The 14,682-nt window shown below is 63.8% G+C and carries 12 protein-coding genes; 5 read left to right on the forward strand and 7 right to left on the reverse strand.

The features are described 5' to 3' along the window. Positions 1-9: 9 nt before the first annotated feature. Together NTU39_RS15205 and NTU39_RS15210 are read left to right on the forward strand one after the other, a co-directional pair. A complete protein-coding gene (locus NTU39_RS15205; RefSeq protein ID WP_257957982.1) occupies positions 10-2,535 on the forward strand; it encodes a fimbria/pilus outer membrane usher protein in 2,526 nt (841 codons plus the stop codon). Next, complete coding sequence (locus tag NTU39_RS15210) at positions 2,532-3,515, forward strand: Csu type fimbrial protein (RefSeq protein ID WP_174984262.1); 984 nt, start codon at positions 2,532-2,534, stop codon at positions 3,513-3,515. Before NTU39_RS15205 ends, NTU39_RS15210 begins: the two co-directional genes overlap by 4 nt. Before the next feature lie 28 nt (positions 3,516-3,543). Here the strand turns inward: NTU39_RS15210 and astA are convergent, their stop codons facing one another. From astA to ilvB, 6 genes are all read right to left on the reverse strand, one after another. Continuing rightward, a complete protein-coding gene (gene astA / locus NTU39_RS15215) occupies positions 3,544-4,608 on the reverse strand; it encodes an arginine N-succinyltransferase (protein WP_150663481.1) in 1,065 nt (354 codons plus the stop codon). Positions 4,609-4,815: 207 nt separating this feature from the next. Next, positions 4,816-6,057 carry an aspartate aminotransferase family protein gene (locus tag NTU39_RS15220; protein ID WP_046292147.1) on the reverse strand — a complete coding sequence of 414 codons (1,242 nt, stop codon included), beginning with the start codon at positions 6,055-6,057 and terminating at the stop codon, positions 4,816-4,818. Between the two features lie 219 nt (positions 6,058-6,276). Beyond that, a complete protein-coding gene (locus NTU39_RS15225; RefSeq protein ID WP_150574877.1) occupies positions 6,277-6,999 on the reverse strand; it encodes an amino acid ABC transporter ATP-binding protein in 723 nt (240 codons plus the stop codon). Next, a complete protein-coding gene (locus NTU39_RS15230; protein ID WP_150662912.1) occupies positions 6,983-7,735 on the reverse strand; it encodes an amino acid ABC transporter permease in 753 nt (250 codons plus the stop codon). Before NTU39_RS15230 ends, NTU39_RS15225 begins: the two co-directional genes overlap by 17 nt. A 152-nt stretch (positions 7,736-7,887) precedes the next feature. Further along, the gene (locus NTU39_RS15235; RefSeq protein ID WP_150662913.1) at positions 7,888-8,667 is read right to left on the reverse strand and encodes a basic amino acid ABC transporter substrate-binding protein; all 780 of its coding nucleotides are present in this window, start codon (positions 8,665-8,667) and stop codon (positions 7,888-7,890) included. A gap of 191 nt (positions 8,668-8,858) precedes the next feature. Beyond that, positions 8,859-10,691 (reverse strand): biosynthetic-type acetolactate synthase large subunit, encoded by a 1,833-nt coding sequence (gene ilvB, locus NTU39_RS15240; RefSeq protein WP_257957984.1) that lies wholly within the window; start codon positions 10,689-10,691, stop codon positions 8,859-8,861. Between the two features lie 172 nt (positions 10,692-10,863). Between ilvB and NTU39_RS15245 the strand changes: the two genes are divergently transcribed. The 3 genes from NTU39_RS15245 to trhA all read left to right on the forward strand — a co-directional run bounded on the left by NTU39_RS15245 (position 10,864) and on the right by trhA (position 12,832). Beyond that, positions 10,864-11,370 (forward strand): Lrp/AsnC family transcriptional regulator, encoded by a 507-nt coding sequence (locus tag NTU39_RS15245; protein WP_150662915.1) that lies wholly within the window; start codon positions 10,864-10,866, stop codon positions 11,368-11,370. Positions 11,371-11,561: 191 nt separating this feature from the next. Next, positions 11,562-12,116, forward strand: a complete 555-nt coding sequence (locus tag NTU39_RS15250; protein ID WP_046292152.1) for a peroxiredoxin — start codon at positions 11,562-11,564, stop codon at positions 12,114-12,116. A gap of 44 nt (positions 12,117-12,160) precedes the next feature. Beyond that, the gene (gene trhA, locus NTU39_RS15255; RefSeq protein WP_150662917.1) at positions 12,161-12,832 is read left to right on the forward strand and encodes a PAQR family membrane homeostasis protein TrhA; all 672 of its coding nucleotides are present in this window, start codon (positions 12,161-12,163) and stop codon (positions 12,830-12,832) included. 20 nt (positions 12,833-12,852) lie between these two features. On the opposite strand, the gene NTU39_RS15260 is transcribed toward trhA, so the two are convergent. Next, a complete protein-coding gene (locus tag NTU39_RS15260) occupies positions 12,853-14,592 on the reverse strand; it encodes an ATP-binding response regulator (RefSeq protein ID WP_150662918.1) in 1,740 nt (579 codons plus the stop codon). Positions 14,593-14,682 lie beyond the last annotated feature (90 nt).

The raw sequence follows: 14,682 nt of genomic DNA on the forward strand, positions 1-14,682 counted from the left end.
GCCACGCCCATGAGCGTCGCATTTGCCACGCTGACGACGCTTGGTGCACTTGCGCCCGGCTCAATATCGGCCGAGCCACGCGCCGTCGGCGCGGCCCTGTTCGACGATGCGTCGCTGGCCGCCTCCCGCACCGCGACAGCGTCGTCGTCCACCACCGTGCCCACGCGAGCGGCGAGTACAGCAGGCATTTCCCGGCTCGACGGGCCTTATGTACTGGAGGTCATCATCAACGGCGAATCGACCGGGCGCATCGCCCCATTCGCGCGACGGCAAGGCCGCTGGTTCGCCCGCGCAGGCGATCTGCGCGCGCTCGGGCTGACATCCTCATCCGGCGGCCTGCCCGACAACGACGCCGCCGACATCGCGCTCGATTCGCTGAGCGGCATACGCGCGTCCTACGACGCCACGCACCAGACACTCTCGCTTGAGGTCGGCGACGCGTGGCTCTCGCCGTATCGTCTGGCGAGCCCTGCGCCCGTTGTTGTCAGAGCGACGTCCGACCCCGGTCTGCTCGTGAACTACGACGGCTACGTGCAGCGTGACCGTTTCACGCGCGCTTCCGTCTGGAGTGAAGTACGTGGCTTCTGGTCGGGCGGCACGCTGCAACAGACCGGTCTCGCCGAGCATTCGCGATGGCGTCGTGGCTATCGACGCTACGACACCTGGTGGCAACACGACGACCCGTCGCGCCTGACCACGTGGGTCGCGGGCGACCTCATCACCGGCTCCCTCTCATGGAGCCGGTCGCTGCGCATTGGCGGCCTTCAGTGGCGTCGCAACTTCGCGCTGCGTCCGGATCTGGTGACGTTCCCCATCCCCGCACTGCATGGCAGCGCCGTGGTGCCCTCCTCCGTCGATCTGTATCTCGACGGCGTGCGCCGCATGGGTGGACGCGTACCGCCCGGTCCGTTCGTCATTCAGGAAACGCCGGGCCTCACGGGCGATTTGCAGGCGAGCGTTGTGACGCGCGACGCACTCGGGCGCGAACAGATCACTACCGTGCCCCTGTACATCGATCCCCGCCTGCTCGCACGTGGCCTGTCGAGCTTTTCCGTGGAGGCGGGCCTGCCGCGCGACGACTACGGCGTGCGCTCGTTTTCGTACCGGAGTCATCCCGTCGCGTCGGTGGCCGCGCGCTATGGCGCAACGGACACCCTGACCGTCGAAGCGCAGGCGCAAGCCGGGAGGCGACTCGCCCTTGCTGGCGCAGGCGCGCTGATGGCGCTGGGGCGTGCGGGCGTCGTCAGCGCGTCCACCGCCTTATCCGGCGGACGCGGCACCGGCAGCCAATGGAGCGCGGGTTATCAGTACCTGTCGCGCCGCGTGAGCGTCGACGCGCAGATGATCCGCACGACCGGCCGCTACCGCGATATCGCCACGCTGGACGGTGCGCCTGTGCCTCGTTCGAGCGATCGCGTGAGCATCTCAGTGCCGTTCGCGCGTGGCAGCACCGCGTCGCTCGCCTGGTTCGCCCAACGCGTGCCGCGTCAACCAGCAACGCGCGTGCTGTCCGCCAGCCTGACGCTACCCGCAGGCACGCGCGGCATGTTCTCGATGGGTGGATTTCGCGACTTTGCGCGGCGTCGCTCGCACGGCATCTTCGCGATGCTCAGCGTCTTGCTCGGCGGTGGCAGCGAGGGCGCAAGTGCGGCGCTAGGGAACGCATCGTTCAGTCAACAGGACGGGCAAACGCAGGCGTGGGCGGGCGCGAACCGCACACCCGATTACGCCGGCGGCTGGGGTTGGCAGGTACTCGGTGGACGCGCCTTCTCGCAACGCACGATGCAGGGCGAAGTGCAGTATCTCGGGCGGCACGGTCAGGTCTCGGCACTCGCGCAGCAAGTGGGACGGCAGTCCGGTGTCGGGATAGGCATGACTGGCGCACTTGTCGTCATGGACAACAGCGTGCACGCCACGCGGCGCACTTACGACGCCTTCGCGCTCGTGAGCACCGACGCGCAAGTCAACGTCCCTGTGATGCGCGAATCGGTCCCCGTCGGTCGTACGGACTCGCGTGGCTACTTCCTCGTGCCCGATCTGAACGGCTTCGAAGCGTCGCGCATCGGCATCGACCCCATGCATCTACCCGCCGATCTGGAAGTCACGACAACCGAACGCCGAGTGGCCCCACAGTCGCGCAGCGGCGTACTCGTGCACTTCCCCGTGCGACGTTACCGCGCGGCGCTCGTCACGCTGGTCGACACTTCGGGGCAGCCGTTGCACCCAGGCACATCGGTGCGCCATGTGCAAAGCGGCATAGTGACGGTGGTGGGTTACGACGGCGAAGTGTTCATCGACGCACTCGGTCCGCGCAACACCCTCGAATCGCGCGACGGACGGCAGCGCTGCCGCGTTTCCTTCGACTGGACGACACCGCCCGAAGGACGCATCGCCCGCGTCGGTCCGTTGGAATGTGTGGCGTTCGGCACGCTCGCGGGGGACACACCGTCGCGGTCGCCGGAGGCAATGTCGGCATCGGATTGGCCAGCACCGGCAGCGCCATCAACGCCTTCCGATGGGGAGGACCTGTCATGAGGCTTACGACCTTGCTTCGCATCGTGCGACGGCATTGCGCCATTGCAGCGGGCTATCTCGCGTTGTCGATGAGTGCGCTGGCACAGACATGCTCCGTCGGCACGCCAACGCTGGCGTTCGCTGCGTTCAGCCCGATCTCGGGATTCGCGCTCTCCGCGACCGGCACGATCCCCGTGTCGTGCAACTGGCCTGTGCTCACGGGCAATCCGAACGTCAAACTCTGTCTGGCGTTGAATGCCACTCAGCCGCTCACGCTGACAAATGCCGCGAATGTTGGAAGTGCGATCAATTTCGGACTCTTCACAGATCCCACCTACTCAAACGCGTGGGGCAGCGGCACGAGCGACGTGATTTCGCTGACGATGGCGCGGCCGCTGCTCGGCGGCACGGTCACACAGAACGTGAACTTCTACGGCAGGATCGCGGCGTCGCAAACGACGGTGCCCACGACCGGCAGCAGCAACACGGTCTACGCACGTACGTTCGCGTCGACTGACATCTCGCTGCAATACGCGTCCTACGCGGCCCTTTCGCCTGCCCCCGCCTGCGGCACAGCCATGACGGCCGCGCCTGGCGCGCCGTTCACCGCGAACGTCACCGTGATCAACAACTGCACCATCGCCGCCGCCAACATCACCTTCGCCACGCAATCGGCGCTCGCCAGCCCCGTCACCAGCAGCGGGCAACTCTCGGTGCAATGCACGAAGAACGACGCTTATCGGGTCAGCCTGTCGGGCGGACTGCTGGGGACGGTCACGTCGCGCACGATGACGGGCCTCACGTCGAGCATCGGCTATCAGCTGTATCTCGACAGCGGCTACGCCACGATCTGGGGGGACGGGACGTCAGGGACGTCGCAACTGACCGGCACCGGTACAGGGCTCGTGCAGGCCATCCCCATCTATGCACGTGTGCCGTCGCAATCGACGCCAGCCCCCGGCGTCTATACCGACACTGTCACGGCGACGATTCAGTTCTGATGGCGTTCCGAGAGGGTGCCGAGCGAGATCAGACCGCTTCAGCGCGCGGTGGCTTGAGCGGCAAGACCTGAAGCCGATCGCCCGTCTTCACGCCCAACGCCTGCGCAGCGAGCGGGCTGAGCGCGAACGCGCGGCGCTCGGGGCGACCTGTCACCAGCGTCGCGCGAAAACCCTCGAGGCCCAGGCATGCCACAAGATACGGTTCCGCGTTCGGCGTCGCCGGTACGGGGCTGCCATCCTCGCTTGTTGGGGCCACGACGTTCGCCGTCAGATAGCGGCTATCGCGCGCCGCACGCAGATCGGCAACGCGCGCTTCGAGCACCGGGCCGCTGTCGAAGATGTCCACGTGCGATCCGGAGCGCATCCCCTCCTGCTCCAGCAGACGCCGGGCAGGCAGCGTGTCGCGGTGCGTCACGCCGATGGCGGCTTGCGCTTGCGGCGACAGAAAGTCGACGTAAATCGGATACTTCGGCATCAGCTCGGCCACGAACGACTTCTTGCCGATGGACGTGAGGTAGTCCGCCTGATCGAAGTCGATCTTGAAGAAGTGTTGTCCGAGCGACTGCCAGAACGGGCTCTGTCCCTCGTCGTCGAAAAAGCCACGCAACTCGGCGCACACGTGCGGACCGAACCGCTCGGGGAACTGCGCCATGAACAGAAAGCGTGCCTTCGATAGCAGCGCACCGTTTCCGTGTCCGCGCCATTTCGGGTCGAGCAGCAGCGAGCAGAGTTCGCTGTAGCCGGTGAGGTCGTTCGAGAGCGAGAGCGTCAGCATGCGCGACCAGACATTCAGCTCCCGGCTCGCGTGGACAATCGTGTCCTTGCGATAGGTGTAGAACGGCTGGTCGAGGCCGACGGCGGCTTCCAGCCCGCAAACGCCCGCGATCTCGCCGGTGTCGGCGTCCTCCATCACGAACAGATAGCCCTGCTCCGCCGTGGGCGCCTGGCCTTCGACGGTCGCCGCCACGCGCGCCAGACGCGCTTCGAGCGCCGCCCGGTCGGGCTTGAACGACGTCATGCCCGGACCGGCCATCGCTGCCAGCGCCAGCAGCGCGGGCAGATCACCGGGACGCGCGAGACGCACGACGCGCAGCGAATTCGCCGCGATGTCGTCAGAGGCGGCAGCAACAGTGTTCGCTGGAACGTCGGAGGTCGTCGTCGCTTTCGATTGACGCGTCATGGAAGCATCCCGTGAGTTGGATAAAACAAGGGCCGGAGCGACGTCATCCGTCGGTCCGGCCCGAAGTCCTGTGCATCGGCGCAGGTCTTGTTACGTTCGCCGTGTGCTTAGGCGGCCTTCTTAAGCGGCCTTCGCCGTGGCAGCCACCGTTGCGACCGCCTTCTCCAGCGAGGCGAGACCGGCGTCGATATCTGCGAACGGAATGTTCAGCGACGGCGCGAAACGCACCACGTCGCCGCCCGCCACCAGCAGCATCAGACCGTTCTTCTCGGATTCGACGACGATGTCCTTGGCGCGACCGGCGAACGCCGGCTTGAGCACGGCGCCGATCAGCAGGCCCATACCGCGCACCTGATCGAACACACCATGACGCGCGTTGATCGCCTCGATGCCCTTGATGAAATGATCGTGACGCGCCTTCACGCCGTTCAGCGTCTCGGCCGTGTTGATCAGCTCCAGCACGCGACCGGCAATGGCCGTCGCGAGCGGGTTGCCGCCGTACGTGCAGCCGTGCGTGCCCGGCGAGAAGCTCGCAGCAATCTTGCTCGTCGTGAGAATGCCGCCGATCGGATAGCCATTGCCCAGCGCCTTGGCGGTGGTCAGGATGTCCGGCGTCACGCCATATTGCTCGTAGGCATACAGCGTGCCGGTGCGACCGACGCCCGTCTGCACTTCGTCGAAAATCAGCAGCGCACCGTGCTGATCGCACAGCTCGCGCAGACCCTTCAGGAATTCCGGATCGGCGGGCAACACACCGCCCTCACCCTGCACCGGTTCGACGATGACAGCGGCCGTGGCGTCCGAAATCGTCGCGCGGACGGTTTCCAGATCGTTGTACGGCAGATGCATGATGCCTGCGGGAATCGGGCCGAAACCTTCGGTGTACTTGGCCTGACCGCCCACGCTCACGGTGAACAGCGAACGGCCGTGGAACGAGTTATAGAACGAGATGATCTCGCTCTTTTCCTTGCCACCACGCTCGGCGGCGTGGTCGTAGGCGTAGCGGCGCGCCAGCTTGAGTGCGGCTTCGTTCGCTTCGAGACCCGAATTGCAGAAGAACGCTTTGTCGGCGAACGTCGCTTGCGTGAGTGCCGTGGCCAAGCGCAGCACCGGCTCATTGGTGTAACCGTTACCGATGTGCCAGACCTTGCGGGCCTGCTCTTCGATCACCTTCACCAGTTCCGGATTGGCATGGCCGAGCGCGTTGACCGCGATACCGCCGGTGAAGTCGACATACTCGCGACCTTCCTGATCCCACATGCGCGAGCCTTCGCCGCGTACGGGCACCATCTGGGCAGGCGCGTAATTGGGCACCATCACGTCGTCGAACGTCTGGCGGGTCACAGCGATTTGCTGGCTCATGACTACCTCGTGAAATCGGAGTGCAATCTTCGATTGCGGGGCAGGCCCGGACAAAGGTCACTGCCCTGTGAAAAAAACCTGGCGGGGCGCTCAGGGTGCCTGCGACGCGCCGGTGCCTGAAGTCACTCGGGTCACTCGGGTCACTCGGCGCGCGTACCCTCGCATTGTAATCAGATGCGGCGCGCGGATATACCTTTGCGCGCACCGCAATCCTGAGAATTACAGGACTTTGCGCAAGAATTCGCGCGTGCGCTCATGCTTCGGCGCTGTGAAGATCTGCTCGGGCTGCCCTTCTTCCATGATCACGCCCTGATCGATGAAGAACACGCGGTCGGCGACTTCACGGGCGAAACCCATTTCGTGCGTCACGACGACCATCGTCATCCCTTCTTCGGCGAGCGACTTCATGACTTCCAGCACTTCGCCCACCAGCTCCGGGTCGAGCGCCGAGGTCGGCTCGTCGAACAGCATGACCGTCGGTTGCATGGCGAGTGCGCGGGCGATCGCCACGCGCTGCTGCTGACCGCCGGAGAGCTGATTCGGGAAGGCGTCGATCTTCTCGATCAGGCCCACCTTCCTGAGCAACTGTTCAGCGATGGTCACCGCTTCGTCACGCTTGATGCCATTGACCTGCATCGGCGCGAGAATCAGATTCTCCAGCACCGACATATGCGGGAACAGATTGAAGCGCTGGAACACCATGCCGACGCTGGCGCGCATGGCATTCATGTCCGTCTTCGGATCTTCCACGTGAAAGCCGTTGACCAGGACTTCGCCACCGCTCACGTCTTCCAGACCATTCAGGCAGCGCAGGAACGTGCTCTTGCCCGAGCCCGACGGCCCGATCACGCACACCACTTCCTTTTCTTCGATGCGGCACGAAATGCCGCGCAGTACGTGCGCCTCGCCGTACTGCTTTTGCAGGTTATTGACGACGATCACCTTTGCCGTACCTCGTTTCAAGATGTTGAACAAATGCCGACAGCACCAGCGTGATCACCCAATAGATGAGCGAAATCGTCAGATACGGCTCCCAGTAGCGCGCGTAGGCACCCGACACCGTGCGTGCAGCGTACGCCAGTTCGGCCAGACCGATGGCCGATGCGAGCGACGAGTCCTTCACGATGGCAATGGCGTTGTTGCCCAGCGGCGGCAGCATGCGGCGGAATGCCTGCGGCAGCACCACGCGGCGCAGCGTCTGCATGTAAGTCATGCCGAGCGAGCGTGCCGCTTCGGCCTGGCCGCGGTCGATCGACTGAATACCGGCACGGAAGATTTCCGACACGTAGGCGCCGGCGTTCAGCGAGATTGCCAGCACGGCCGACATGAACGCACCGTACTGCGAACGGATTTCGCGGGCCAAATCGCCGCTCACGAGCAAGCCGCCCGACGGGTTGATCAGCAACGGCATCAATGCGAAGTGGATCAGCAGGATCTGCACGAACAACGGCGTGCCGCGGAAGAAGCTGACGTAGAAGCGCACGGGGAATTGCACCGCGTAGCGCAGGAAATACTTATAGAAGCCGTGACGCGCTTCGGCCAGACGGCCAACGCCAAGCACGAGCCCAAGTAACGTGCCGGCGATCACACAGATCACCGTGCACTTGAGCGTCATCAGCGTGCCCTCGACGAACAGGGGCATGTATTCGCTGATGATGTTCCACTGGAACCCACCCATGAAGCACCTTTCTCACAAAATGAAACGGACCGGTCTGACCGGCGGAAAAACGCTCGCGGCCCGGGGGTTGACGTCGGTAGTTGACGATCAGCTCACGGGCCGCGAGTGGCCAGAATCTCTGGCGCGCGTGGCGCGAATCTTACACGCGTTGATTACTGTTGCGGCAGGGTCGGCACGTCGGCGTCGAACCACTGCTTGTAGATCTTGGCGTAGGTGCCGTCAGCCACGATCTTTTTCAGACCGGTATTGATCTTGTCGAGCGCAACCTTGTTGCCCTTCTTCACGGCGATGCCGAAGTACTGGCGCTTGAACTTGTTGTCGTAGACGAGCTTGAACGGCTTTTCCGGATGGCTCTTGATGTAGAACTTGATCACGCCGACGTCGCCCACGGCGGCGTCCACGCCACCGCGATACAGCTCTTCGAGCATGAGCGGCGTGTTGTCGAAGCGACGGATGGCGGTACTGGCCTTGCCCAGCTCTTCCGAGACGGCGATGTCGCCCGTGCTCGAATTGACCACGCCGACTTGCAGCTTCTTCAGGTCGGCCAGACCGGCGACCTTCGCACCCGGCGAGGTGATGATGACCTGATCGGCCGGGAAGTACGGGGCCGAGAAGTCGACCATTTCACGACGTTTGTCGGTAATGGTGATGCCGGAAATGATGATGTCGCGATCGCCCTGATCCAAGGTGGCGAAGATGCCTTCCCACGGGGTGCTGACCAGCTTGGTGTTGAAACCGCCAGCCTTGCCGATGGCCTTGATGATGTCGATATCGAAGCCGACCAATTCCTTTTGCGGCGTTTCGAACTCGAACGGACGATACGTGCCGCCTGCGCCCACGGTGTAGGTCGGATCGGCGGCCTGTGCTGCCGGCAGCGCGGCAAAGGTCGTCAGAAAACAAGCGGCGGCCAGCACCAGGCGCTTCGTCAACATAGTAATTTCCTTGGCGAGGATTCCAGAAAGAGCGCAATGATACTCCTCGGCGCCCTTGAAACGAAAAAAACCCGCCAAAGCGGGTTTTCTCGTTGCGATCTCGCGACGTGAGGCCGAATTCTCACAGCGTGAAAATACCTATGCGACGGGCCTGCAGCCCGCCCTCGCTTCCGGTCGGTTGCGTCGAAAACTCAGAATGCACCCGCCGCAATCGGCCCGGCGGCTTGCCCGGGACCGAAAACCACATCACGGTAGGTTTTACCGGCCGGGATCATCGGGTACACATCGTCTTCACGCGTCACAAGGACGTCGAGCAGATACGGCTCGCTCGGGTCTTCGAGCATGCGCGCCAATGCAGCGGGCAATTCCTCGGCGCGGGTGACGCGAGCGCCCGCCACGCCGTATCCCGCCGCAATCGTCACGAAATCCGGGTACGGACGCCCATCGTCCGCCCCATCCGGCACATTCGGGTCGACCAGCGACGACGCCACCCGGTTGCGCGCATAGATCATGTCCTGCCACTGCCGCACCATGCCCAGCCACTGGTTGTTGATGACCAGCACCTTGACGCCGAGGCCGTAACGACGGCACGTCGAGAGTTCGTTGACGGACATGTTCAGGCTGCCGTCGCCATCGATATCGATCACCGGCACGTTAGGCAACGCGACCTTCGCGCCGATGGCCGCAGGCAAACCGAAGCCCATCGTGCCGAATCCGGCGCTCGACAGGAACGTGCGCGGCTCGCGCAAGCGCAGGTGCTGCATGGCCCACATCTGGTGCTGCCCCACGCCCGTCGTGACCACCGCTTCCGGCGGCAGCATCGCGGCCAGCGCGGCGATGACGTCCACGCCGGTCAGCACACTGGCGTCCTTGTCTGCACTCGCTTCGCCTGTCGCTTGCGGTGCACGCAGCGGATGCGCTTCGCGACGCTCGCGAAGATACGTATGCCACGCGGGCACGTCACGCCGTTTGGCGTGCGCCAGCAGACCGGCGAACGCGTCGCGCAGATCCGCGTGCACGCCCAGCGTCACCGGCTTGTTCTTGCCGATCTCGGCAGCATCCACGTCGATATGGACGATCTTCGCGTGTCGCGCGAACGATGCCGGATCGCCGATCACCCGGTCGTCGAAGCGCACGCCGAGCGCCAGCACGAGATCGGCTTCGTTGACCGCGACGTTCGCCGCATACGCGCCGTGCATGCCCAGCGGACCGAGCAACAGAGGATGGTCGTCGGGCACGGCACCAAGTCCCATCATGGTGAGCGCGACCGGGCAGTTGAGCGCTTCGGCCAGCGCGACCAGTTGTGCGCTCGTCCCCGACGCGATCACCCCACCACCGGCGTAAAGCACCGGCCGCTCGCTCTGCGCGAGCAATGTGGCAATGCGTTGCGCCGTCTCTTCGCTCATCCCCGCAGGCACGGCAGACTTAACGCGCTTGTCCGTCGGCTGTTCGGGACGCGCCTGCTGAATGTCCTTCGGAAAGTCGAGCAAGACCGGGCCGGGACGTCCGGCCAGCGCACACGCCGCCGCCTCGCGCACGGCGGCCGGGATGTCGCGCGCCTCACGCACCTGACGCGCGAGCTTCGTGACGGGCTTGGTGATGGCGACGATATCGACTTCCTGGAAGGCATTCTTGCCCAACCAGTGCGTGGCGACATTGCCGGTGATGGCCAGGATCGGCACCGAATCGCTCGCTGCATCGGCGATACCCGTCACAAGATTGGTCGCCCCCGGGCCGGACGTCGCCAGGCAGACGCCCAACTTGCCGGTCGCGCGCGCATAGCCTTGCGCCCCAAAGACAGAGCCTTGCTCATGCTCGGTACGCACCAGCGTGATCGATACGCGCGAGAGCGCATCGAGCATTTCGAGGTTGGCCCCGCCCGGGTAGCAGAACACCGTGTCGATGCCAATGTCGACCAGCGTGCGCGCAATCAGGTCTGCGCCTTTGGCAGACAACGGAGCAAGGGGCTGGGCGACGGCACCGGTCGCGGTTTCGGCAGCGGGCAAAGTCAAATCGAGTTTCATAGGTACGTGTCTTCCTGCTGATTCAGTCGAACGGGAGGGAATTGTTGCGGCGAATATCACTAATAGAGACGAAGTTTACGGGGATCGGCCGGTAAATGCTTCGCGTATCGTTGACAAAAACCCGTCAATTTCACATGATCCATTCAAATTTACTCATATCGAGGAATAGATCATGCAAATTGACGAATTCGATGAAAAAATCCTCGCAATTCTGCAGGAAGACGCCTCGCTTTCCGCCGCGCAGATCGGCGAGCGCATCGGGCTGTCGCAATCGCAATGTTGGCGACGCATCGACCGGCTCGATGCCGAGGGCGTAATCGAGCGGCGTGTCGCGCTGGTCGACCGCAAGAAGGTCGGGCTGAACGTCATGCTGTTTGCTCACGTAAAACTCGCGGGACACAACCGCAACGCGCTACCCGAATTCTCCAAGGCGATTCAGGACTTTCCCGAAGTTCTGGAATGCCATGTACTGATGGGCAACGTCGACTTTCTGCTTCGCATCGTCACGCGCGATGTCGACGCCTACGAGCGCTTCTTCTTCGAGCGGCTCTCACAACTGCCGATGGTGCAGGAAGTGAACTCGATGATTGCGCTCTCGCAGATCAAGTCGACCACGGTGCTGCCCATCGGCAGCGGACAGCCCGGTGCGCACAGCAACGCGTCCTCCGGCAATTCATGACGCAGTGCTGACAGATTCATGTCACGAAACCGACCGTAAAATGTCCGCCGTTTGTCTGCTGAGTGTCCGCCGCTAGTCTGCCGTCCGTTAAACATCAGGCATCCTTCGATCGTCCTGATAAACGACGCGGAGCACGTTGGACAGCGCCCCCGCAAGCCTCTATCCTTAAGCATCCACTTCGGGAGCCTTGCATGAAACGTTGGTTAGGAATGACCGCCGCTGCCGCGATTGTCGGTGTCACGGCCTGGTGCATGATCCCCGCCCATGCGGCATTGCAGAACGGTGCATCGGCGCCGGACTTCAAGGCGCAAGCCTCGCTCGGCGGCAAAGTCTTCACGTTCTCGCTCGCGGACGCGCTCAAACAGGGCCCCGTCGTGCTGTACTTCTACCCCGCTGCATTCACCACCGGATGCACGATCGAAGCGCATGACTTCGCCGAAGCGACCGACAAGTTCAAGGAGATGGGCGCGACGGTGATCGGCGTTTCGCATGACAACATCGACACCCTCAACAAGTTCTCCGTGTCCGAGTGCCGCAGCAAATTTGCCGTGGCGGCCGACACCGATCAGAAGATCATGAAGGCGTACGACGCCGTCCTCGCCCTCAAACCGGACATCGCCAATCGCATCTCCTACGTCATCGCCCCTGACGGCCGCGTAATCTACAGCTACGTCAGCATGGATCCGGACAAGCACGTCCAGAACACGATGGCTGCCGTTCGCAAGTGGCATGAGACGCATCACTGAAGGCATCGCACGGACATCACTGACGACTCCCCGATGAGGACGGCATGACCACGGCTACACCCATGGCGAGGGCGAAGGCCATCGCCCGCGCGCAGACCCGCAGCGAAGAACTCGCCAACAGCCTCAGCCACGGCCTCGCCTGTCTGGCCGCGCTCGCGGCGATCCCGTTTCTCTTCACCGCCGTACGCCCGCCGCTGCCGAGCACCGTGCAACAGATCGGCATCGGCGTGTTCGCCGTCACGATGGTCGTGGTCTATCTGGCGTCCGCGCTGTACCACGGGCTGCCGGACGGCCGGGCGAAGCGTGTGTTCATGCGCGTCGACCACTGCGCCATCTTTCTCTTCATTGCCGGGACTTACACGCCCTTCACCGTCAAGATCCTGCACGATCCGTGGGGCTGGCCCCTGCTTACCGGCGTCTGGGCGATGGCAATCGCGGGGCTCGTCGCCAAGTCGCTCGGATTGCTCGACCGTCCGCTTGTCTCGACGTTGCTCTACATCGGGCTAGGCTGGATGGCCGTGCTGGTCGCCGGGCCGGTGTTGGCCGCCATTCCCGGCCCCGGCGCAGGATGGCTGTATGCGGGTGGCGCCGCCTATACCATCGGGGCAATCTTCTATTCGCTCGACGGACATATCAAGTTCGGGCATCTCGTCTGGCACCTCTTCGCCATCGGCGGCACCGTCTGTCATTACCTCGCCGTCTGGCGCTACATCTGACGCTTTCGAATTCCTTCCGATCATCCGTCGTCTCCTAAATCCTGCGCAGTGCACCGGCAGTTCGCCAACCTCTCGGCAAGCCGGTCGCACCGCTCGGTCAATGCCGGATCGCCGAACATGCGGCACGCGCCTCGCATGCGATGAATGAGGCCCTGAGCGGCTTCAAGGTCTTCGCGACGGCGTCTTGCCAAAAGACGACGAAAGCGCGCCAGATCCTTCGCCATTTCATCTCGCATCATGCGTCGCGCGCACGGGTCATCCCTTAGTGCCGACCGCGATTTCGGCGAGCTTTTCTCGTGGCTGAGCGATAGCGCCACCTCCGACGCTGCATCGCTGCCGACACTGGAGGTCGCATCAGGCGCGAGGTCGTCATCGCCTTCCTCCAGCGCCGGCCAGCGTACCGCCAGCGTTTGCGATAACCGCTGACGCGAAACCGGCTTGGTCAGCACATCGTCCAGCCCGGCCTCACGGGCGTCGCGAGCCTCCACCACCGAACCTGTCACTGCATACACGACCGGCTCCCGGCGGCCCAGCATCGGGGCGAGCGCATGCAGGGTCTTTGCGAGTGCCAGACCGCTCACGCCGTCGAGGTGCACGTCGGTCAGCACGACATCGACGTCGAGCGCAATCCATTGCACGAGCGCGTCTGTCAGGTCCGCGGCACTGGCGACGTGGCATCCGAGCGACGCCAACTGATCGGCCAGAATCCTGCGATTCATCACATGGTCGTCCACGACAAGTGCCTGTAATCCGGGGCGCACGGGCACTTCGACGACATCTCGTTCGGGCCAGCACGCCGATGCCTCAGATAACGTTGCACTCCCCTCGGCAGGCGTGTCATCCGTGGCCTTCGCCGTCGCAACGCCTCCCGGCAAAGCGAATGGCACCGACAATCGGAATCGCGCACCGGACGCGCACGGTTCGGCACAAAGCGTGCCCCGCAGACGCCACGTCCACTGTCGGGCGACCCAAAGCCCAAGCCCTGTGCCCTTCACCGACGTTTGCGCGCGGGAGAACGCAGCAAACACCGCGTTTTCCATCCCAGCCGGAATGCCCGGCCCCGTATCGGTAACGCGAATGGACAGGTGCGGCGCGCGAGCGGTGTCATCGCCATCCGGCAGATCGGCGTCATCCGCTGCATCCAAACCCGTCGCCTCGCACGCCCACGAGACCCGCACGGCAACGCCACCGAACACCGTGTACTTCAACGCGTTATCGATCAGCGTGCGCAATATCTGCCGCAGACGTGCGCCGTCGCCCCACAAAAAGACGGGCACTGCATCCGCGATCTCACACGTCAGATCGAGCCCTTTGCGACGTGCCAACTCGGCAAAGGCATCGACTTCGGCATCGAGGCTCTGACGCACCTCGAACACCGCCTCTCGCAGCGGCAACTGCGCAATGTCGTCCTGCCCGAGGTACAGAACATCGTCTACGGCCCCGGCGAGCACATCGAGCATGCTTCGCATGTTGCCCAGCCGCTCGCGCGGCGCGGATGCGCCTATCGCCCCGGCGACCTCCCCGGCGTCGTCCCACAGCGCATCGAGATGCCCCTGCAGTACCTGGAGCGGTGCACGCAACTCGTGCACCAACGCCATTCGAAACGTGCCGGTGTCTGCCGGGCCGTGTTCGGCAGCATTCCTTACAAATCCTTCCGGCAGGCTGTCGCCCGCCGATGCGTACGCCCCCGGATCGGGGCTCGCGGCGTTGGCAGGACTTCCATCACTTCTGTTTCGGAACTTGAATTTGTCGGGATTCATCGCGTCGTTGACGCCTCATCACGATTTACGCGCTTCGGCATACTGAAGAAAGTGAAACAGCCTTTAAGTCTGGCCGTTTGCGTGACGCTT

The sequence above is a fragment of the Pandoraea commovens genome (genome assembly GCF_024704525.1).
GTDB lineage: Bacteria > Pseudomonadota > Gammaproteobacteria > Burkholderiales > Burkholderiaceae > Pandoraea > Pandoraea commovens.

Bases quoted from the DNA above. Each gene is read 5' to 3' on its own strand.
- NTU39_RS15235 (WP_150662913.1), bottom strand. From the start codon at position 8,667: ATGTTGACGAAGCGCCTGGTGCTGGCCGCCGCTTGTTTTCTGACGACC.
- NTU39_RS15250 (WP_046292152.1), top strand. From the start codon at position 11,562: ATGAAACGTTGGTTAGGAATGACCGCCGCTGCCGCGATTGTCGGTGTC.
- NTU39_RS15210 (WP_174984262.1), top strand. From the start codon at position 2,532: ATGAGGCTTACGACCTTGCTTCGCATCGTGCGACGGCATTGCGCCATT.
- NTU39_RS15230 (WP_150662912.1), bottom strand. From the start codon at position 7,735: ATGGGTGGGTTCCAGTGGAACATCATCAGCGAATACATGCCCCTGTTC.
- NTU39_RS15260 (WP_150662918.1), bottom strand. From the start codon at position 14,592: ATGAATCCCGACAAATTCAAGTTCCGAAACAGAAGTGATGGAAGTCCT.
- ilvB (WP_257957984.1), bottom strand. From the start codon at position 10,691: ATGAAACTCGATTTGACTTTGCCCGCTGCCGAAACCGCGACCGGTGCC.
- NTU39_RS15245 (WP_150662915.1), top strand. From the start codon at position 10,864: ATGCAAATTGACGAATTCGATGAAAAAATCCTCGCAATTCTGCAGGAA.
- NTU39_RS15205 (WP_257957982.1), top strand. From the start codon at position 10: ATGAGCGTCGCATTTGCCACGCTGACGACGCTTGGTGCACTTGCGCCC.
- NTU39_RS15220 (WP_046292147.1), bottom strand. From the start codon at position 6,057: ATGAGCCAGCAAATCGCTGTGACCCGCCAGACGTTCGACGACGTGATG.
- trhA (WP_150662917.1), top strand. From the start codon at position 12,161: ATGACCACGGCTACACCCATGGCGAGGGCGAAGGCCATCGCCCGCGCG.